General features: G+C 36.6%; 21 protein-coding genes. 7 read left to right on the top strand and 14 right to left on the bottom strand.

All coding sequences use genetic code 11. The annotated features are described in order from the left end of the window. Positions 1-34: 34 nt before the first annotated feature. From rplT to opp1B, 10 genes are all read right to left on the bottom strand, one after another. The gene (gene rplT / locus IGI43_RS14150) at positions 35-394 is read right to left on the bottom strand and encodes a 50S ribosomal protein L20 (protein WP_010763962.1); all 360 of its coding nucleotides are present in this window, start codon (positions 392-394) and stop codon (positions 35-37) included. Between the two features lie 134 nt (positions 395-528). Continuing rightward, the gene (gene rpmI, locus IGI43_RS14145; RefSeq protein WP_010762697.1) at positions 529-729 is read right to left on the bottom strand and encodes a 50S ribosomal protein L35; all 201 of its coding nucleotides are present in this window, start codon (positions 727-729) and stop codon (positions 529-531) included. Between the two features lie 110 nt (positions 730-839). Then, positions 840-1,361: a translation initiation factor IF-3 gene (gene infC, locus IGI43_RS14140; RefSeq protein ID WP_010762696.1), complete on the bottom strand. Its 522-nt coding sequence runs from the start codon at positions 1,359-1,361 to the stop codon at positions 840-842. Positions 1,362-1,671: 310 nt separating this feature from the next. Then, positions 1,672-2,472 carry a Cof-type HAD-IIB family hydrolase gene (locus tag IGI43_RS14135; protein WP_438758420.1) on the bottom strand — a complete coding sequence of 267 codons (801 nt, stop codon included), beginning with the start codon at positions 2,470-2,472 and terminating at the stop codon, positions 1,672-1,674. A gap of 14 nt (positions 2,473-2,486) precedes the next feature. Continuing rightward, positions 2,487-3,272 (bottom strand): Cof-type HAD-IIB family hydrolase, encoded by a 786-nt coding sequence (locus IGI43_RS14130; protein WP_438758418.1) that lies wholly within the window; start codon positions 3,270-3,272, stop codon positions 2,487-2,489. 263 nt (positions 3,273-3,535) lie between these two features. Then, on the bottom strand, positions 3,536-4,660 hold the full coding sequence (locus IGI43_RS14125) for an RNA-guided endonuclease TnpB family protein (protein ID WP_438758417.1): 1,125 nt from the start codon (positions 4,658-4,660) through the stop codon (positions 3,536-3,538). 682 nt (positions 4,661-5,342) lie between these two features. Next, positions 5,343-6,299, bottom strand: a complete 957-nt coding sequence (locus tag IGI43_RS14120) for an ABC transporter ATP-binding protein (RefSeq protein WP_438758416.1) — start codon at positions 6,297-6,299, stop codon at positions 5,343-5,345. After that, complete coding sequence (opp1D, locus tag IGI43_RS14115; protein ID WP_438758415.1) at positions 6,299-7,360, bottom strand: oligopeptide ABC transporter ATP-binding protein Opp1D; 1,062 nt, start codon at positions 7,358-7,360, stop codon at positions 6,299-6,301. The genes IGI43_RS14120 and opp1D overlap by 1 nt, the downstream gene beginning before the upstream one ends. A 5-nt stretch (positions 7,361-7,365) precedes the next feature. After that, positions 7,366-8,418: an oligopeptide ABC transporter permease gene (gene opp3C, locus IGI43_RS14110; RefSeq protein WP_438758414.1), complete on the bottom strand. Its 1,053-nt coding sequence runs from the start codon at positions 8,416-8,418 to the stop codon at positions 7,366-7,368. Continuing rightward, positions 8,418-9,359 (bottom strand): oligopeptide ABC transporter permease Opp1B, encoded by a 942-nt coding sequence (opp1B, locus tag IGI43_RS14105; protein ID WP_438758413.1) that lies wholly within the window; start codon positions 9,357-9,359, stop codon positions 8,418-8,420. The genes opp3C and opp1B overlap by 1 nt, the downstream gene beginning before the upstream one ends. An 81-nt stretch (positions 9,360-9,440) precedes the next feature. On the opposite strand from opp1B, the gene IGI43_RS14100 reads away from it, so the two are divergent. Beyond that, positions 9,441-9,788 carry a DUF3899 domain-containing protein gene (locus IGI43_RS14100; RefSeq protein ID WP_438758412.1) on the top strand — a complete coding sequence of 116 codons (348 nt, stop codon included), beginning with the start codon at positions 9,441-9,443 and terminating at the stop codon, positions 9,786-9,788. 79 nt (positions 9,789-9,867) lie between these two features. On the opposite strand, the gene IGI43_RS14095 is transcribed toward IGI43_RS14100, so the two are convergent. Then, positions 9,868-11,544, bottom strand: coding sequence for a peptide ABC transporter substrate-binding protein (locus IGI43_RS14095; RefSeq protein ID WP_438758411.1), 1,677 nt, complete (start codon positions 11,542-11,544; stop codon positions 9,868-9,870). Positions 11,545-11,887: 343 nt separating this feature from the next. Here IGI43_RS14095 and IGI43_RS14090 point away from each other — a divergent pair, with 343 nt between their 5' ends. From IGI43_RS14090 to fni, 6 genes are all read left to right on the top strand, one after another. Next, a complete protein-coding gene (locus IGI43_RS14090; protein ID WP_438758410.1) occupies positions 11,888-12,946 on the top strand; it encodes an FUSC family protein in 1,059 nt (352 codons plus the stop codon). A gap of 15 nt (positions 12,947-12,961) precedes the next feature. Next, on the top strand, positions 12,962-13,597 hold the full coding sequence (locus IGI43_RS14085) for a pentapeptide repeat-containing protein (protein WP_438758409.1): 636 nt from the start codon (positions 12,962-12,964) through the stop codon (positions 13,595-13,597). A 411-nt stretch (positions 13,598-14,008) separates the two neighbouring features. Further along, positions 14,009-14,953: a mevalonate kinase gene (gene mvk / locus IGI43_RS14080; protein WP_438758408.1), complete on the top strand. Its 945-nt coding sequence runs from the start codon at positions 14,009-14,011 to the stop codon at positions 14,951-14,953. Then, positions 14,953-15,951, top strand: a complete 999-nt coding sequence (gene mvaD / locus IGI43_RS14075; protein WP_438758407.1) for a diphosphomevalonate decarboxylase — start codon at positions 14,953-14,955, stop codon at positions 15,949-15,951. Before mvk ends, mvaD begins: the two co-directional genes overlap by 1 nt. Next, the gene (locus IGI43_RS14070) at positions 15,948-17,045 is read left to right on the top strand and encodes a phosphomevalonate kinase (protein WP_438758406.1); all 1,098 of its coding nucleotides are present in this window, start codon (positions 15,948-15,950) and stop codon (positions 17,043-17,045) included. Before mvaD ends, IGI43_RS14070 begins: the two co-directional genes overlap by 4 nt. Next, complete coding sequence (gene fni, locus IGI43_RS14065) at positions 17,029-18,075, top strand: type 2 isopentenyl-diphosphate Delta-isomerase (protein WP_438758405.1); 1,047 nt, start codon at positions 17,029-17,031, stop codon at positions 18,073-18,075. Before IGI43_RS14070 ends, fni begins: the two co-directional genes overlap by 17 nt. Before the next feature lie 80 nt (positions 18,076-18,155). On the opposite strand, the gene IGI43_RS14060 is transcribed toward fni, so the two are convergent. The 3 genes from IGI43_RS14060 to map all read right to left on the bottom strand — a co-directional run bounded on the left by IGI43_RS14060 (position 18,156) and on the right by map (position 20,381). Beyond that, positions 18,156-18,584 (bottom strand): NUDIX domain-containing protein, encoded by a 429-nt coding sequence (locus tag IGI43_RS14060; protein WP_438758404.1) that lies wholly within the window; start codon positions 18,582-18,584, stop codon positions 18,156-18,158. 41 nt (positions 18,585-18,625) lie between these two features. Further along, positions 18,626-19,486: a VOC family protein gene (locus IGI43_RS14055; protein WP_438758403.1), complete on the bottom strand. Its 861-nt coding sequence runs from the start codon at positions 19,484-19,486 to the stop codon at positions 18,626-18,628. A 130-nt stretch (positions 19,487-19,616) separates the two neighbouring features. Beyond that, entirely contained in the window at positions 19,617-20,381 is a 765-nt protein-coding gene (gene map / locus IGI43_RS14050; RefSeq protein ID WP_438758402.1) for a type I methionyl aminopeptidase, read from the bottom strand. Positions 20,382-20,392: the final 11 nt, after the last annotated feature.

Below are 20,392 nucleotides of genomic sequence, written 5' to 3'. Positions count from 1 at the left end.
TAAACGCTTCTTTCCCAATCTCTTGGTTCAGTCATTATTTAGCTAAAGCACCTTTAGCTTGGTCAGCTAATGCAGTAAATGCTGCTGCATCATTAACAGCCAATTCAGCTAACATTTTGCGGTTGATATCAATCTCTGCCAATTTCAAACCGTGCATCAATTTAGAATAGCTCAAGCCATTCATACGAGCTGCTGCATTGATACGAGCAATCCATAATTTACGGAAATCACGTTTCTTTTGACGACGATCTCTGTATGCATAACTATAAGATTTCATTACTTGTTCTTTTGCTGTTCTAAATAAAGTATGTTTTGATCCATAATAGCCTTTCGCTAATTTAAGGATCTTTTTACGACGTTTACGGCTTACTACGCCACCTTTAACACGTGCCATGGTTAATTCCTCCTAAATATCTGTTGTCTCTATGAGTTATTTTAATTGCTAAGTTATTGCATGAATTATTTCAGATTTCTCAAATTCAGCAAGTTTTTTAAATACAACTTCAGGAAATAATCCTAAAAGCTTTCTTATTTCATTCTTGCTAATTGTTGACGAATACGTTTGAAATCGCCTGATGAAACCATTCCTGCTTTACGCAATTGACGACGTTGTTTTTTTGTTTTACCGTGGAAACGGTGACTTGTAAACGCACGGAATCTTTTTAACCCGCCGTTACCAGTACGTTTGAAACGTTTTGCTGATCCGCGGTGTGTTTTTTGTTTTGGCATGACTAATTTTCCTCCTACATTTTCATTTCGCATACAGTTCAACTAAATTAGTTGAAAAAGTTGAACTAGCATCCTCAAAAATTTTATTAACTAGTTATCAGCTTGTTCGCTTAATTTTCGTTTTTCGGTGCCAGCGTTAGGAACATGCTGCGTCCATCCATTTTCGCTTTTTGTTCCACTGTAGCAATATCTGCAGTTTCTTCCGCTAAGCGATCAAGAACTTTCTGACCAATTTCTTTATGGGTAATGGCACGGCCTTTGAAACGGATCGAAGCTTTCACTTTGTCCCCTTTTTCTAAGAATTTACGTGCATTACGAAGTTTTGTATTAAAGTCATTTAAGTCAATTGTTGGACTTAAGCGTACTTCTTTTACGTTGATCACTTTTTGTTTCTTACGAGCTTCACGCTCTTTCTTTTGCGTTTCGAAACGGAATTTTCCGTAATCCATAATTCGCGCAACAGGCGGTTTTGCAGTAGGTGCTACTAGAACTAAATCTAAGTTGGCAGTTTCAGCAATTTGTAATGCTTCCACTTTTGTTTTGACACCTAATTGTTCCCCATCTTGTCCGATCAAACGTAACTCGCGTGCACGAATGCCGTCGTTCACCATCATATCCTTTGCTATGGTCATTCACCTCCAAGTATTTTAAGAGAAAATCATTGCTGAAACTCTTTTTCAGAAAGTTTGTTATCGTAAAAAATACAATAAAAAACAGGCTCTGAATACAGATCCCGCGATTGATTTCAGACTCCTATAATGATATCTAGAGTCCATATCTAGCCCAGTGACGTTGTCAGCTAAGGCGAGAAGCGGGTGCTTCTGCTTTCATTTCTCAACTTTAATAGTATAGGACATTTATTAGCTTTTGTCAATGCTTTTTTTAATTAAGACAGAAACTAGTTATTTTGAATGAACTAGTTTCTGTCTTCCTCTTTATTCACTAGTTTCCAAGTAGTTCTTCTATCTTAACAAGAACACCATTTTCATCATTGGATAAAATAATTTCTTTAGCAGCTACTTTGATATTTGGATGTCCATTACTCATGGCATAGCTATATTCCGCATGTTTCAGCATTTCCAGATCATTGCCACTATCACCAAAAGCAGCCACTTCATGATCGTTTATTCCCCATAATTCTTGTAATTTCATCAAACCATGTGCTTTGTGAATTCCCGGAATGATCAAGTCAACATCTCCGTGCCCACTAGAAACAGGAATCACTTTATCTCCTAATGCTTCATGTAATTGTTCGAGTACTTCTGCTACTTGCTCAGTAGGAAAATTCAAAGCAAACTTGAATAAGGTATCCTCTTTCACTTCAAATAAATTCGGTACCTTTTTCAATCGATGATAATATTTCCTGCCATATTCAACAAATGATTCCGGTTCATCGTCTGAAACATAGGCGCTTTTTTTCCCACAAAGTATTGTATGCCCGTACTTAAAATCAGCTAAAATTGTTAGCACATCATGAATCACTTCAGGATCAATTTCACCAGTGAAAATTTCTTTTCCTTCACTCACGACATATGCTCCATTTTCTGCTACAAAAGATAACTCATCTTCGATTTGCGGAAAAAAAGATTTAAGCTGATAGTATTGATTTCCGCTTGCTATTACAAAACGAACATCTTGGTTTTTCATTTGCTTGTACAACTGGTTAAATTTTTCTCGATCATAATCTTGTTGGCTATTCAAAAATGTTCCATCCATATCCACCGCAATCATTTTTACTGTCATTTTTTTACTTCCTTTCAGCCTAACAACCCAAAATAGTTTAAACCAAAACAAATGCCATCATCCATATGAGATTTTGTAACAAAATCAGCGTGGCTTTTCACATGTTCGGAGGCATTATCCATAGCAATTGCTGTTTGTACCGCTTCAAACATACCCAAGTCATTATTACCGTCGCCAAACGCGTATGTAGGCAGCTCGTTTAACTTCAAGTGCTCAACAATTTGTTGAATACCTGCTTTTTTCGACTGGCCTTTTAATACAACAGCTAACGAGTATGGACTATCTCTAAAAAAGGTAAATGTGTCACCAAATTCTGCTTGATAGAATCGATCTGTTTCTTCATCTTCTGAAAAAAGATAAAGCATATAAATTTCATGTTCTTTGTAAAAATTTGCTGAAATTTGCGGCAGTGGTGCGTGATCCAATTTGTATAATTTTTCCATACTTTCAGTTGAATAACAAGCAGCATATTCATCTGCTGTATAACAAGCTAAGGAATGCCCTAATGTTTTAGAAAGCGCCATCAATTTTTGAATGTATTTTAATGGTATTGCATGCTTTGAAATAACTTTATTTTCCACAACATTAAACTGTCCATTTAAACTCACATAAGAATCAATTGGCGTTCCTTTCGTAATTTGTTTGATTTCTTTTGGTGAACGTCCACTTGCTACCAATGGTAATATTTTGTTTTTCCGTAATTGTAAAATTGCTTGGTGATTTTCTTTAGGCAAATTTGACTCAGCATCTAATAATGTTCCATCTAAGTCAAAAAAAACAAGCGCTTTATAGTTGTTCATACCTCTCCTCCTTTTTCATCATCCCTTAGTATTATTGTACTATACTTTTCAAAATAGAGCGTAAAAAAACTTTATTCCATTTTATTCAAACCGTTTATCGCTTGAACAACTAGAATAAAGTTTAACTTTTTTATCAACTAATAATTAGTGAACTATTTCTATTCAACTAGAAATTTCCTAGAAAAAGATAAATGATCGACTAAACGCTATATCTATCTTATATGCCCTAGGCTATCCCTGTAGTCCCTACAGTTCTTCATTTTTTAATTAGGTATTGCATCCTGTAAGCCTTGAATCAACACTTGTATGCTCGCCGCAGTTTCAGGATCGTGCTGACCTTTTTTTACATTAATGTCTTGGGTAAATATCTGGCTTACTGATTTATTATCTGAATGTTCAGAACTTTTTTTGCATGATAAAACTTTGACAACTCGTTTGTTGTACCAATTAGCTTTGTATTCAAGTTTAGAAACAAACAGTGCCCAAGAAACATCTGAAATCCCACGATGTAATTTAGAATTTCTGAAAAAATCTGCTTGATGAATATCTTCTATACAAATCAAATCATATTTCCTGACAATTTCTGTCGTGATTTTATTCATAAAATCGATTCGTTGATTCATTAACTTTTCCCGCATTTTTACTACCTTTAGTTTTTGCTTCTGATAGTTTTTTTGTTGAGAAAGATCTGTCCCTTTTAATTTAGCAATTTCTTTACGCCGTGTTAATTTTCTTTCTTCTCTAGTAATCCGCTGTTCAAATTCTTTCGTATATTTATCATTGTCAATACGTCTACCATTTGATAAAACAGCAAATTCCGAAGCACCTAAAGTTATCCCGATTGCTGAATATGTTTTCTCAACTTTAGGTATTTCTTCTTCACACAAGATCGAAACAAAATACTTATTGCTTGGAGTCAAAGAAATCGTTGCTGACTTTATTTTCCCTATTAACGGACGATGCATTCTAATTTTGATCAACGATTTCAATTTCGGTACTTTTAAATATTTTTCGTCAATAATCTTAATCGTACCATTTTGATTATTCGTTGTGTAAGAGGAAACGGAATTCTTTTTCTGCTTTAATTTAGGAAATCCAATTGATTTTTCTCGATGAAATTTTTTAAATGCTCGATCTAAGTATACTTGTGCATTGGATAATGCCAAACTATCTACTTCCTTTAAACAAGGATGCTCTTTTTTATATTGAGCTGGTGTCGGTAATTTAATTTTCAAATCAGGATTTTCTTTCAAATTTTTATATAGCTGAATTCTTTCCTGCAATAAAAGATTGTGCACAAGCCGTACACAAGAAAAAGTCTTTTTAATAAACTCTTCTTGTAATAAAGTAGGGTAAAGTCTGTATTTATACGCTTTTAATACCTTCATTAGAATACCACCCTACCAATAAAAAGCTGAACGGGCTCGTTTAGCTCCGACTGAAAAATAGGAAAATACGATTGAGATGCTTTTTATCTCACTCTTATTTTATCTTTTTTCTGAGGCGCTAGCCCGTAAAGCTAGATTGAATAAAAAGCTGAACGGGCTCGTTTAGCTCCGATTGAAAAATAGGAAAATACGATTGAGACGCTTTTTGTCTCACTCTTATTTTATCTTTTTTCTGAGGTGCTAGCCCGTAAAGCTAGATTGAATAAAAAGCTGAACGGGCTCGTTTAGCTCCGATTGAAAAATAGGAAAATACGATTGAGACGCTTTTTGTCTCACTCTTATTTTATCTTTTTTCTGAGGTGCTAGCCCGTAAAGCTAGATTGAATAAAAAGCTGAACGGGCTCGTTTAGCTCCGACTGAAAAATAGGAAAATACGATTGAGACGCTTTTTGTCTCACTCTTATTTTATCTTTTTTCTGAGGCGCTAGCCCGTAAAGCTAGATTGAATAAAAAGCTGAACGGGCTCGTTCAGTCTCAACTTTCCAATGTTTTAACCCCTAAAGAACCTAGTTTAAAATGATTGTATCACAATGAAAACTGATTCATTCATCTTACTTTTTAAAAATTCTAGCTAAGAAAAAGGAATGATTTCTCTTAGCTAGTATTTAGTTTGCCAAAATTCTTACTGATTCATTCTGGCTTTTTTCTCTTCAATTTTTTTACGATAAACGTCAACTTCATCTTCAGAGCAATACACATAATGTTCAGGTGTGATTTCTCTTAGTTTACGTTCTTTATTATCTTCTGGTTGCGGATTATAAACGATACGTTTACGTGTACGTTCATAATCTGGATCAGGTAATGGAATAGCTGATAATAGACTTTCAGTATATGGATGTACTCCATAGTTATATACATCATCACTTGAACCCATTTCCAATAGTCTACCACTATGCATAACACCGATACGGTCACTGATATGTTTTACCATTGATAAATCATGGGCAATAAACAAATAAGTCAACCCAGCATCTTTTTGTAAGTCTTGTAATAGATTGACAACTTGGGCTTGGATCGATACATCCAAAGCTGAAATCGGCTCATCACAGATGATGAAGCGCGGATCAACTGCTAAGGCTCTCGCAATTCCGATACGCTGACGCTGACCACCTGAAAATTCATGTGGATAACGTGTGCCGTGACTGGGATCAAGACCAACGACTTTTAGTAATTCGTTGACTTTCGCTTCACGTTCTGCGGCATCTTTGGCTAAATGATTGATGTCGATTCCTTCTGCGATAATGTCATTGACTTTCATTCTTGGATTCAATGACGCATAAGGATCTTGGAAAATCATTTGCACTTCACGACGGAATGCCTGCATCGCAGATTTTGAACGGATCTTACTGATATCATCACCATTAAAAACGATTTCTCCAGCCGTCGGATCGTATAAACGAATCACACTGCGTCCAGTAGTTGATTTACCACTACCAGATTCTCCAACTAATCCAAATGTTTCACCTTCATAGATATGGAAACTAATATCATCGACCGCTCTGACTTCGTCAGGACGACCTACGTTAAAATATTGTTTTAGTCCTTTAACATCTAAAAGTACTTTTCTTTTTTCACTCATTATTTGACGCCTCCTACAGTCGTATTATGGCGTTCAGCATAAATCGCCCAACGTCTTACAATTTCAGCTGGAGGGGTGATTTTTGGTGCTTGTGGTGCTAATAACCACGTTGCAGCTTTATGAGTTGGCGAGACTTCAAAATATGGTGGTGCTTCTTCAGCGTCGATCTTCATCGCAAATTCATTACGCGGATAAAAAGCATCTCCTTTTGGCGGATCTAACAAATCGGGTGGAGAACCAGGAATCGCATAAAGCTTGTCTTCGGTTCCTTCCATTGTCGGCATTGAGCCCAGTAATCCCCACGTATACGGATGTTGCGGATTGTAGAAAATCTCTTCGGATGTTCCGACTTCCACTAAACGTCCGCCATACATAACGGCTACACGATCAGCGACGTTTGCTACAACACCTAAATCATGGGTGATGAAGATGATCGATGTGCTGATTTTTTGTTGTAGGTCTTTCAATAATTCTAGAATCTGTGCTTGGATCGTAACATCCAATGCTGTTGTCGGCTCATCTGCAATTAGAACTTCTGGGTAACAAATCAACGCAATCGCAATCACGATACGTTGACGTTGTCCGCCTGAAAATTGGTGAGGGTAGTTTTTCAAACGTTTTTCAGCATTTGGAATCCCTACTAATTTCAATAGTTCTAAGGCTTGATCCAGGCCTTCTTTTTTCGATACTTTATTGTGTTTGATCAACGATTCAGCTACTTGTTTGCCGATTGGCATCGTTGGATCCAATGACGTCATTGGATCTTGGAAAATCATCGCAATTTCTTTCCCACGAATGGTTTGCATTTGTTTTTCCGTCTTGTGTACAATATCTTCACCTTTAAACAGAATTTCTCCATTGTCGATGTTTGCATTGCTACTCAATAAACGCATGATACTTCTAGTTGTTACAGATTTACCACTACCAGATTCTCCTACGATTGCAAGAGTTTCCCCTTTGAACAGCTCAAAGCTAACACCACGAATAGCATTTACTTTTCCAGCAAACGTATCAAAAGAAATCTGTAAGTCTTTTACTTCTAATACTTTTTCCATAGTCATTCACTCTACTCTTTCATCTTAGGATCGAAGGCATCACGTAGTCCGTCAGCTAACAAGTTGAAACAAATCATCACGACTGACAAGGTTACGGCAGGAATCCACATCAAATATGGAAGGAAACGGAACGTTTTATATCCTTCATTTAATAATGTACCAAGTGAAGCGGTCGGCGGTCTTAATCCTAAACCGATGAAACTTAGAAACGCTTCAAAGAAAATTGCCGATGGGATACTGAACATCATTTGAACAATGATCACGCTTGAAATATTCGGTAAAATATGTTTTACGGCGATCTTCAAACGAGATTCACCTAATGTTTGAGCTGCCAAAACAAATTCTTGATCTTTCAATTTCAACGTCTGAGCCCGAACGATTCTGGCCATTGAAATCCAGTTTGTAATAACCATCGCTAAAACGATCGATAAAATACCTGGATCAAAAACAGTCAACATCAAGATCATCACAACAAGGTTAGGAATTCCAGAAAGGACTTCTAAAATACGTTGCATCACTGTATCCACTCGTCCACCTAAAAGTCCTGAAATCAAACCATACGTAACACCGATCGTAATATCAAGTAAAGCTGCGATAAAGGCAATCAATAATGAGATACGAGTTCCCATGAATAAACGGCTCAATACATCGCGGCCTAGTCCATCGGTTCCAAGATAAAAATTCACATTATCAGGAACATTGGCTTGAGCGTACTTGTCTACCATTTTACCAGCAACATTCGCTGTACCATTGAATCCGTTGATACTATCTAAAAACGGAATCCGTGGTGGTAAATTGATATACGCTACATTTTGTTGTGTAGGGTCATGAGGCGATACCCAAATTGTTATAATTGAAATAAAGATGATGATTCCTAAAAATACTAAAGAAATCACAGCAGCTTTATTTTTTTTCAGACGACGCCAAGAATCTTGTAAAAAGCTTAATGACGGTGTTGCAATTCGTTCACGTTCCTTTGTTGTTGATGTATCCAAAGGCTGGAATTCATTTGCTGGTATTTCTTTAATTTTTTCTGGGACATTTTTTAAGTCTACTATTTCCATTAACCTTTGGCACCTCCTGAAACACGAATTCTTGGATCGATCAATCCATAAAGTAAATCAACAATCAAGATAACGAATACTAACAAAGCAGAGTATAGAATCGTTACTGCCATGATCGTTGGGTAGTCATTGGTCATGATTGATTTTACGAACTGCTCCCCAATACCTGGGATAGCGAAAATATTTTCAACTACTAACGAGCCTGTCATCAGCCCTACAGCTAATGGGCCAAGTAACGTGATCAAAGGAATCAAACTATTTCTAAGTCCATGTCTCACGGCAACTTGCCAACGACTCAAGCCTTTTGCACGGGCTAACTCTACATAATCACTATGTAAAACTTCGACCATTTCGGTTCGAATAAACCTGGCGGAATCGGCCATTGGACTCATTGCTAACGCAATCGTCGGCAAAATCGTATAAGAAAAGCCATTCCACATTGCGATTGGTAACACTTTTAATTTCATGGCAAAGATATATTGCAGTAATACCGCAAAAACAAAGTTAGGGATGGAACGTCCCAAGATCGCCATTAAAGTAGCTAATGTATCTACCCATGTATTTTGGCGCATCGCTGCAATGATTCCTAGTAAAATACCGACTAGTGTACCAAAGATGATAGCTTGTGCACCTAATTGTACTGACGGTCCGATACGACCTGCCAAAAGTTTTGCCACTGGTTGATTTTTAAATTGGAATGAAATCCCAAAATCACCGACCAGAAGATTTTTTAAGTAGATTCCATATTGAACGATGACTGGTTTATCCAAACCTGACTGCTTGTTCAACATAGCAATTGTTTCTGGACTAAGTTTTTCTTGGTTGGTATAAGGCGTACCTGGTAATAATTGCATTAAGAAAAACGTAATCGTTGCGATCAGCCACAATGTGATGATCATGAAGAAGACTCGTTTAAGAAAATATTTTCCAAAACTGTTCAAGAATGACACCTCCGAGATTATTTTGACTTCATCAGTTTTTTTCGATAAAGTAAGGATAGAAAATTAAGTAAGGATGAGCACATGAAAAACTTAAAATGGCCCTTGATCACCTCAGCGGTCTCAAGCATCGGTATTTTTATTTACCTACTGATACATCAGTCACTGACTATCCGTTCTATATCTGATACCTTCTTCATTGTTTCATTATTTTTTCTGATTATCGGCTTAGCCTTATGGATCATGTCCTCAGGATTTTTTGATAATTTCCAACGTTTTATGAAAATGCATTTTCGTTTTAGAAAGAAAAATGAACCGAAAGAATTCATCCCATTTTCAGAAATAGGTAAAGCACATCAGCTTTACTGGCTTGAATCTGGTGGTATTTTACTGATCGTCTCTATTGTTTCTTTATTATTTTACTTTTTATGAGCAAAGATAGCAAGAGGACCGTTGCCTTTTTATTTAAAAGAGGGCAAAGGTCCTTTTTGCTATTGAAAACTATTTCAGACTATTCTGAAATATACGTCCATTTATAATCGTATTGTGCACCTGCTGGATGGAAACCAACATCTTTTACTTTTTCAGCACGTAAATGCGCTTCTGCTTTTTGGTAAAGAGGAATTACACCCATGTCACCCATGATTGTTTTCTCTGCATTTACCATATCAGCCCAACGTTTTTCAGGATCATTGGCATCTGTTGTTGCAGCCGCTTTTACTAATTTATCATATTCAGGATTACTATAGTGTCCACGGTTATATGGAACGCCTGTTTGGAATAAATCTAGGAAACTACTTGGATCTGCATAATCTGCTCCCCAACCACCGATTACTGCTTTAAAATCGCCTTTATTAGAACGATCTAAACGAACAGAGAATGGTACAGGACTAACCGTTACTTTTGTACCTGGTAAGTTTTCTTCGATCGCACCTTGGATATATTCGACTGTTTTCTTAGATGAATCTGCATCAGAAGATAAAATATCAATGTCTAATGAATCAATATTTAATTCTTTCTTTGCTTTTTCCCAATGTTCTTTTGCTTTGTCTTTATCATATTCAATTTTATCGCCAGCAGCTTCTGCAAAGTCTTCTTTTAAATCTGGAGATTTAGACATATTTGCTGGAACTAAGCCTTTAGGTTCAACTGATCCATCACCTAAAATGTTCTCAACTAGTGCTTTACGGTCGATTGAATAAGAAATAGCTTTTCTTAAGTTTTCGTTTCTATATGGTGAGTCTTCAGCAATTTGGTTTAATTCCATATATTGTGTTGATGCTTCTTTTTGGATGACAAGTTGTGGATCATTCGCTGCTTGTTGCGCTAGTTCACCCGTTAATGTTACATCATCTGCTTGTCCATCTTGGAATAAGTTGTATGAAGTTGGAGCTTCTTTCACAACATTTGTTTTTACCTCATCTAATTTTACAGTATCAGCATCCCAATAATCTTTGTTTTTCTTGTATGACCATTCAGTATCTGTTCCTGGTCCATCAAAGTCTGCTAAAACAAACGGTCCATTATAAACTGCGTTCTCACTGTTTGCTGCATAATCTTTCCCATATTTTTCAACAATATCTTTTCTTTGTGGGAAGAACGATGGGAAAGCTAATAGATAATCAAAGTACGGTGTTGCTTTTTCTAAGGTGATTTCTAACTCATAATCACCAGTTGCTTTAATTCCAAGTTCACTTACGTCTTTCTTACCTGCTGCGATATCTGCACCATTTTTAACAGATTCGTAAAGGTAAGCATATTCTGAAGCTGTCTTTGGATCAACTGTACGTTGCCATCCATAGACATAGTCTTCTGCTTTTACTGGTTTGCCGTCTGACCATTTAGATTTTTCATTTAATTTGATTTTGTACGTAATACCATCATCACTGACTTCTGCTTTTTCGCTCGCTCCGGCAGGTTCTGGGTTATTATCTAAATTCAAACGATAGATTCCTTCATAAACATTGTTTAGTGCTGTAAAGCTGATAACATCTGTTGCTACTGATAAATCAGCACTCGGCATTTCTTGTAAAACATTGACACTGAAAATTTGCTCACCACTAGGTTTTCCATCGGCTGCTTTTGAGCTGCCTGTATCGTCTGTTTTTCCGCCGCCATTACCACAAGCTGCTAGTGTTAAACTAAATAAAGTGATGAATCCAAAAGCAAATGACTTCTTTAACTTCATTGTTGTTTCCTCCCTAATAAGACCTTGAGTATTTTTCTGAAAAATCAGAATTTAATAATTATTTATTGTACTGAGGTATAGTTTACAATTTTTAAATTAAAAAATCAAGAATTATCTTATTTTATTTTAATACTGGCATCATTAAATTATACCTTCAATAGAAGTGATTTCTTAGAAATAGCTACAAAAAGCGATTGTCTTCTTATAAAAAAGTATGTTAGATTAGTAATGGAAGAAATAATCGCTGTTCTACGCAAGTCCTTTTTTGTTCATTTATCGTGTTCAATAGTGATTGATTTAAAATAATATTCTAGTTTCATAACAATCAATAAGGAGTGATTAGATGCATCGTTCATCATTTTTCAAAGAATTAACTACCTTTCACAAACCTCAAAAAGCACCTTTTCGCTTTATTGGTGCAGGTATCTGTATGGCAGTCCCTTTGTTTATTGGCTATTTTTCAAATAATTTATTAATTGGTAGTTTCGGCTCACTTGGCATTTTTACATTCCTCTACTATCAAACTCTTCCACTAAAAGAATTGATGATCCGACTTAGTTCCATCGGTATTTTTTTACTTTTTGGAAATCTAGCGGGTGTTCTTAGTACCCATATCCCTTGGATCATTCCGATCGTTATTGCATTGATCGCTTTTTCCGCTAGAATTATTTTTAGGTTATACAGAATTGCTAAGCCTGGGGCTTTTTTTATTGTCATGGTAACTGCAATGGGGAGCGGAACCAAAATTCCTTTTGAAAAAGTGCCTATTATGATGAGTTATGTTTTATTAGGCATTTTGACTTCTCTTATTGTCGCTGTCATTTTGTATTTTGTTGAAGGGGAATCTGTCGTTACTCAAAAGAAGATTTCCTTACAAGAGCGACTTTACACAGATCCAGGAGCTCTTCTTGATGCGCTGCATTATGCTGCGATTTTATTTTTGGCAACGTATCTCAGTCAATCCTTGCATTTGACAAATGCTTATTGGATGGTCGTTTCTTGCGCGGCTGTTTTACAAGGTGATAATCTACGGGCTATTATGCATCGCAATATACAAAGAATACTCGGGACGATGATTGGTTTATTGATTGCAGCTCTTTTTTTGAGTATCCCATTTACTACACTGGAAAATATTTTACTGATTTGCTGTTTCTTTTTGACTGTAGAATTTTTCATTAAACGAAATTATACGATCGCGAATTTTTTTACAACACCAATGTCTTTATTATTAGCTAATTTAGCTCGCCATCAATATTTAATCAGTTTGCTTAATTATCGTTTGATTGGAATTGTTTTAGGTAGTCTTTTAGGGCTTTTAGGAGCATTTGTATTGACGACTTGTTTAAAATTTTATAATCGTGCCTATCAATTAGATGAAAGTTTAGACAAAGAAACAGAATAATCGGGAGGTTTATTTATGAAAATCAAAGCACCTATTGCACCTTTGCTGCCCAAACTTATTGAAACTGATTTTATTTTTTTAGATGATGAGATTATTATTGAAGGTTTGTCAGTAAAAGACCAAGATCTTAGTTATCAAGATATACGCAATTTAGTGTTTCGAGAATGTCGTTTTGAAAAAATCACAATGAACCGAAATCATCTTGAACGATTTGAATGTAGTAACGTGATTTTTGATCATTGTGATTTTTCCAATATAGAGTGGATTGGGGCTAGTTTTCACCAAGTTCATTTTCATCAGTGCAAATTAACAGGAACAAATTTTGCTGAGAGTTATTTGCGCGATTGCTTATTTGAAGAGTGCATAGCAGACTATGCTTCTTTTAGTGCAACGAATCAAAAGGTTGTTCATTTTCAAAAAACTAGTTTAAATGATACTGAATTCGTTGACGTTACGTGGAATAATCTAGTATTTGATGGTTGCTCATTGACAGGGGGCAATTGGTTTCACACGAAATTAGCTGGACTTGATTTAACGAAGAGTAGCTTTGATAAAATTGCTTTTTCGCAAGAATTACTCAAAGGATTAAAGGTCACACAAGAACAAGCTATTACGATTGCTGCAGGTTTGGGGTTAATTATTGAAGACTAATAAAAAGAAAGAGTAGAGATGAGCGTAGTATTTTTGCTCTACTCTTTCTTCTTTTGCTTATAAATATTAATAAGAAATTAATATTTTCTTTAATTATAGAAACTAAAAATTTTATTTCATATACTTTTTTGGTAAACTAGTATAGCTTGACAATAGTTTTCATACAGGAGAACCATTTTTCTCCTATTACTAAATTTATTGTATAAATCATATCTGCCAAGTTCAGCTTTTGTTAATTTTTTTCACTATCCTATGTGAAGACTTAATAAATCGTTGAGGGATTTTTCTCGTAGGATTCATCTATAGTACTATTAATAAAAGAGCGAGAATCATTGTATTTTAATTATGATTTTTTGCCACTCTTTGGCTCATCATGTAGTTGATATTTAAATAAAAGGACTGTTTATTAAAATGAATAAAGAAAAAATTGGTTATGGGCAAGCTTGTGGAAAAATTATATTGATGGGTGAACATTCTGTTGTTTATGGTGAACCTGCAATTGCGTTTCCGTTTCAAGAGACTTACATTTCAACAAAAGTTGAACCTAACATTACTCTGGTATTAGATTGTCATTATTTTTCCGGAGAACTGTCAGAAGTGCCTCATCAACTAAATAGTGTCAAAGAAGTCATCAACCAAACCTTGAAGACACTTCAGCAAGAAAATACGACTTTAAAAGTTACTATCACTAGTACGATTCCAGCAGAACGTGGGATGGGTTCAAGTGCTGCTACTGCTGCTTCTATCGTTCGGGCACTATATGATTATTTCGATGAACCCTGCACACAAGAAGTTTTGCTTCCTTTAGTAAATGGCGCCGAAAAAATTGCTCACGGTAATCCTAGTGGTATTGATGCAGCTGCAACGAGCGGCAAGGAATCGCTATTTTTTATAAAAGGTCACCCATTAGAACCATTCCCAATGAATGTTTCCAATGCTTTTTTGATCGTGGCTGATACAGGAATCAAAGGCCAGACCAGGGCTGCTGTCCGTGATGTAGCTCGGCTTTTTGAACAAAACAAACAAAGTGTTTCACAACATATTACTGAGTTAGGTCACTTGACTAAACTTGCAAAACAAGCTATTTTAACAGATGATGTTCATAAACTAGGAAACGTTATGAATCAAGCACAGGAACAGCTTAAAGCATTGACCGTCAGTAATGAACAACTCGATCAATTAGTCTTTACAGCTCGAAAAAATGGCGCTTTAGGCGCAAAATTAACAGGTGGGGGGCGCGGCGGTTGTATGATCGCCTTAGCTGATTCTAAGGAGCAAGCAGTAAAAATCGCTGCAGCAATAGAGTCGGCTGGCGCTGTGGCAACTTGGATTCAATCATTAGGAGTGAAAAATTAATGTACGCTGGAAAAGCACGAGCCTATACCAATATTGCATTGATCAAATATTGGGGCAAAAAAGATGAGCAATTGATTTTACCAATGAACAGCAGTCTTTCGTTAACATTAGATGCATTTTATACTGAAACAAGTGTCGTTTTTGATGAATCATTGACTGAGGATAGTTTCTTTTTAGATGGTGAAAAACAAGATTTTAAACAAACAGCTAAAATTTCTAAATTTTTAGAACTTGTCCGTCAACAACAAAATCTGTCACTATTTGCGAAAGTCGACAGTCAAAATTTTGTACCTACGGCCGCGGGGTTAGCGTCTTCTGCTAGTGGGTTGGCAGCTCTCGCTGGGGCTTGTAGCGAAGCATTGAATTTACAATTAACTGAAACAGAGTTGTCTCGCTTAGCCAGACGAGGCTCAGGTTCAGCCTGTCGCAGTATTTTCGGTGGATTTTCTGAATGGCAAAAGGGTGACTCGGATCAAACTTCATTTGCCAAAACGATTCCATCTGATGCGTGGGAAAATGAGCTGGCGATGCTTTTCGTTTTAATTGATGATGGTGTAAAAGATATTTCCAGTCGTGACGGTATGAAACGAACCGTTAAAACATCAAGCTTTTATTCTGGTTGGTTAGAAAATGTCGAAGCAGATTTAGCAACGGCTAAAAAAGCAATCAAAGAAAAAGACTTTGATACATTGGGACAAGTAACTGAAGCAAATGGTTTACGTATGCATGGTACTACATTAGCTGCCGTACCACCTTTTACTTATTGGTCGCCTGAAAGCTTAAAAGTCATGCAGTTAGTACGTGCTGCCAGACAACAAGGAATATCTTGTTACTTTACAATGGATGCTGGCCCAAATGTTAAAATTTTGCTAGAAAAGAAAAATGTACCTGTATTAAAGAACTTTCTAGCTGGTCATTTTTCTGAACAACAACTGATTACAGCATACGCAGGACCAGGAATAAACGTAATACCTGTAGAAAGGTCGGAAAAAATATGATAGAAGTTTCCACACCCGGAAAATTATTTATTGCCGGTGAATATGCAGTTGTTGAGCCTGGACATCCGGCAATCATCGTTGCAGTAGATCAATTTGTAACAGTTACGATCGAAACAGCTGAAAACGTCGGCAGTATTCAGTCTGCTCAGTTCAGTTCTTTACCGGTACGCTGGACAAGAAGAAACAACGAACTTGTTCTAGATATACGTGAAAATCCCTTTCACTACGTACTAGCAGCAATTCGTTTAACCGAAAAGTATGCCCAAGAACAGCACAAAGCCCTATCTTTTTACCACTTGAAAGTCACTAGTGAGTTAGATAATTCAAATGGACGAAAATATGGATTAGGTTCTAGCGGCGCTGTCACTGTTGCGACCGTGAAAGCATTGAGTCTCTTCTATGATTTAGATTTGACCGAAGAAGATATCTTCAAACTTTCTGCATTGGCTCATTTAGAAGTTCAAGGAAATGGCTCTTGCGGAGATATCGCAGCAAGTTGCTACGGCGGTTGGATTGCTTTTTCAACATTTGACCATCAATGGGTCAACGAACATGTGCAAAAACTGACATTGACAGCCTTACTTAAAGAAACTTGGCCAAAATTAATGATTCAACCCTTGATTGTACCCAAAAAACTACGTCTTCTAATTGGTTGGACGGGTAGTCCTGCTTCTACGTCTGATTTAGTGGATCAAGTCTATCAATCAAAAGAGATGCAAGAAAAAGCCTACCAACAATTTTTAAATGATAGTAAAACCTGTGTTGAAACGATGATTACAGGATTCAACTCGGAAAATATTTCATTGATCCAAACACAAATACGAAAAAATCGTAAATTACTTCAACAACTAACCTCAATCACAGGCGTTACGATCGAAACACCTGCTCTTAAAAAACTATGTAATTTAGCACAGACTTATGGTGGAGCAGCCAAATCATCTGGTGCAGGTGGTGGCGATTGCGGAATCGTCTTATTTAAACAAAAATCCGGTATTTTACCTTTAATGAGTTCTTGGGAAAAAGAAGGGATCACTCCTTTACCATTACATGTATATTTTTACGGAAAGAAGGACAAAGATGAATCGAAAAGATGAGCATATCTCTTTGGCAAAAGCCTTTCATAAAGAAAAAACGAACGACTTCGACCAAATTCGTTTTATCCATCATTCGTTTTCAGAAATAGCATTAGATGAAGTGGATATTTCAACGTCTTTTCTTGACTTTTCTTTCAAACAACCGTTTTATATCAATGCCATGACAGGTGGCAGCGAAAGAGCAAAAAAAATTAATCAGCAACTAGGTATTCTAGCGAGAGAAACTGGCGTGATGGTGGCAACTGGATCCGTCAGCGCCGCACTGAAAAATCCTGATTTAGCCGATACTTACCAAATCATGCGTAAAGAAAATCCTGATGGCGTGATTTTAGCAAATATCGGAGCAGGGTTGGCTTTAGAAGATGCGAAAAAAGCTGTCGATCTTTTTCATGCTGACGGACTGCAAATTCATGTAAATGTTCCGCAAGAGTTAGTCATGCCAGAAGGCGATCGCGATTTTCATGGGTGGCTAGATACTATTGAAGATATTGTCAAGCACTTATCTGTTCCTGTGATCGTTAAAGAAGTTGGCTTTGGCATGAGTAGTGAAACGATCGAGCAATTAGTTTGGCGAGGCGTGAAAGCTGTCGACGTCAGCGGTCAAGGTGGAACAAGTTTTACCCAGATCGAAAATGCTCGTCGGAAAAAAAGAGAGCTCGGTTTTTTAACTGATTGGGGACAATCAACGATCCTGTCATTGTTAGAATCTATGAATTGGCAGCGTGATTTAACGATTTTAGCTTCTGGTGGTATTCGACAGTCCTTAGATATCGTCAAAGCACTTAGCTTAGGGGCTAAAAGTGTGGGCGTTGCAGGAACTATTTTGAACCAGTTGATGACAAATGGTGTAGACGAAACAATTGAACTTGTTCAACAATGGGAAGATGAGCTTAAAATGTTATATACTTTGCTTGGGAAAACGACTACTGAAGAACTTAAAACAACCGATATTATTTTTTCTAGTGAGATCATTCATTGGTGTGAAAGTCGTGGAATTGCTTATCAGCCTTTTGCGAAGAGGAGTAAATAAAAAAAGGCTAGAACATAACTCTACGAGTTATATACTAGCCTTTTTTTATAGAGCTATTGATTTCTGATAATTGACTTGATTCACTCTACTTTTTTCTTTAACATATACAAATGGTGTTCATGAAATAGTTTTTTCTCAAGCGTTTCCAAAGATACCCAACGCATAGGTTCAGTTTCTAGTGGAGTTTGTACCTTATCAACTAAGGTACAAGCATAAAAATATCCGATGTTGTGTTGTGATAGATCAGAATACTGTGGAGAAACCCAATGTTTTTCAACTTTCCCAATAAATTCGCCTATATTTAGGCTAAACCCTATTTCTTCAATAGCTTCTCTCTCCAAAGCTACCACAGGATTTTCCCCCTTTTCAATCTCTCCACCGACCAAAAATAAGTATCCCTCAGTAGATTCAATTACCAAATATTTTCCATCTTGATTTAAAATCACTGCATATGCGCCTACGCGACGCCGATACAGCAATTTATCATTTCTTTTTCCAAAAGACTTCAATCTTTCCCTCCCTTTACCTATAAAAACTCGATTGTCTCACCTTATTCTTCATATACTTTTCGTAACGCTGCTATGTCAATTCGTTTCATTTTATACAATTCCTGCATCACGCGATACGCTCGATCTGGATCTGAATTATCGAATAATTTCTCCATATCCGCCGTAACAGTTTGCCAACACACCCCGTATTCATCTTCCATCCAACCACAGGGCCATTCTTTTCCTTTAGCCGTTACAGCATCCCACAATCGATTGATTTCAGCTTGATCTTTACAATAGACATAAAATGACGTTGCCATCGTAAAGGTAAAGTTATGTTGTTCACCGCTATCCATCACCCGAAACGGCTGTCCATGCATCGTAAATAAAGCTTGCGCTACAGTACCATCCTGATTTTTTTGGACAAATTCGATAGTGCCTTCACCAAAAATCTCGATCCATTGGTTCATCGCTTCTTCTGCTTTTCCAAACTGTTTTCCAGTAAATAAAAAGCTTGGTGTGATAGACTGCGACGTTTCTGATAAGGACAACTGCCATGAAACACCATATTGATCTTTTAACCAGCCATATTTCTTGCTGAAAGGATAGGTCTCAAATTCCATTAATATTTCACCTTTATGACTTAATGTTTCCCATAACTTGTCGATTTGCTCTTCTGTCTCACATTCTACAAAAAATGAAATGGCAGGTGTAAAATCAAATTCCGGCCCGCCATTGAGCAAAATAACTTCTTGTCCTGCAAGTGTCAACGATACCGTCAGTACGGATCCTTTAGGTTGATGTTCACTGTCTACATAATAATCAACCTTATTAATTTCGCCTCCATCGAAAGCGTTCACATATAACTCAGCTGCTTCTTCTACTTTGCCATCAAACCATAAACATGGAGAAAATTTGGACATTTTCACTCATCCTTTCTTGAATAGAATTTCTTATTTTATGAACTACTTATACTTTAGCTTCATTATATACATCAAACGATTTATTTGAAAAAAAAATGCTCTTATTTTATTAGCTCTAAAACTTTATTCTCTAATAACTACCTTCCTCACCTTGAGAGGTCAAAATCACTGGCCCTTCTTTTGTGATAGCTAAACTATGTTCATACTGGCAACTTAAACTACCGTCTCTTGTTTTGGCAGTCCATCTGTTTGCTTCCATTTCCATTTGCCACGAACCGATATTGACCATTGGTTCTATCGTTATGGTCATTCCTTCTTTTAGTCGTAACCCCTTACCAGGTTCTCCATAATGGGCAAAAAATGGTTCTTCATGAATTGTCGGCCCAATTCCATGCGCTATAAAATCCCGAACTACACTATATCCTTTTGATTCCACATACGTTTGAATAGCATGACCTATATCACCAACACGATTGCCAATTTTAACTTGCTCAATACCCAGATATAATGCTTTCTTAGTAACTTCCATTAACTGTTTTGTTTCATCTGACGCTTTCCCTACTGAATAAGACCAACAGGAATCTGAGATAGCCCCATTCAAATCAATACACATATCAACTTTAATCAAATCTCCAATTTTTAATATTTTTTTTCTAGGAAAACCGTGACAGATTTCATCATTGATGCTACAACACGTTGCATACTCATATCCTTCAAACCCAATTTGGGCGGGTATTCCACCATGACTTTCAATATGATTACGGACAAATACTTCGATATCCCAACTTGTAATGCCTGGTTTTATAAATGAACGTAACTGTTTGTGTACATCTGCTAACAACGCCCCAGATTCTATCATCTTATCTATTTCTCTTTTGGATTTTAATGTAATCATTTTGTTCCTCT

It is taken from the genome of Enterococcus sp. AZ126 (assembly GCF_051714545.1).
Taxonomy (GTDB): domain Bacteria; phylum Bacillota; class Bacilli; order Lactobacillales; family Enterococcaceae; genus Enterococcus_L.
Note: the sequence above shows the minus strand (reverse complement) of the source record. Positions and strands in the feature narration are given on the sequence as shown.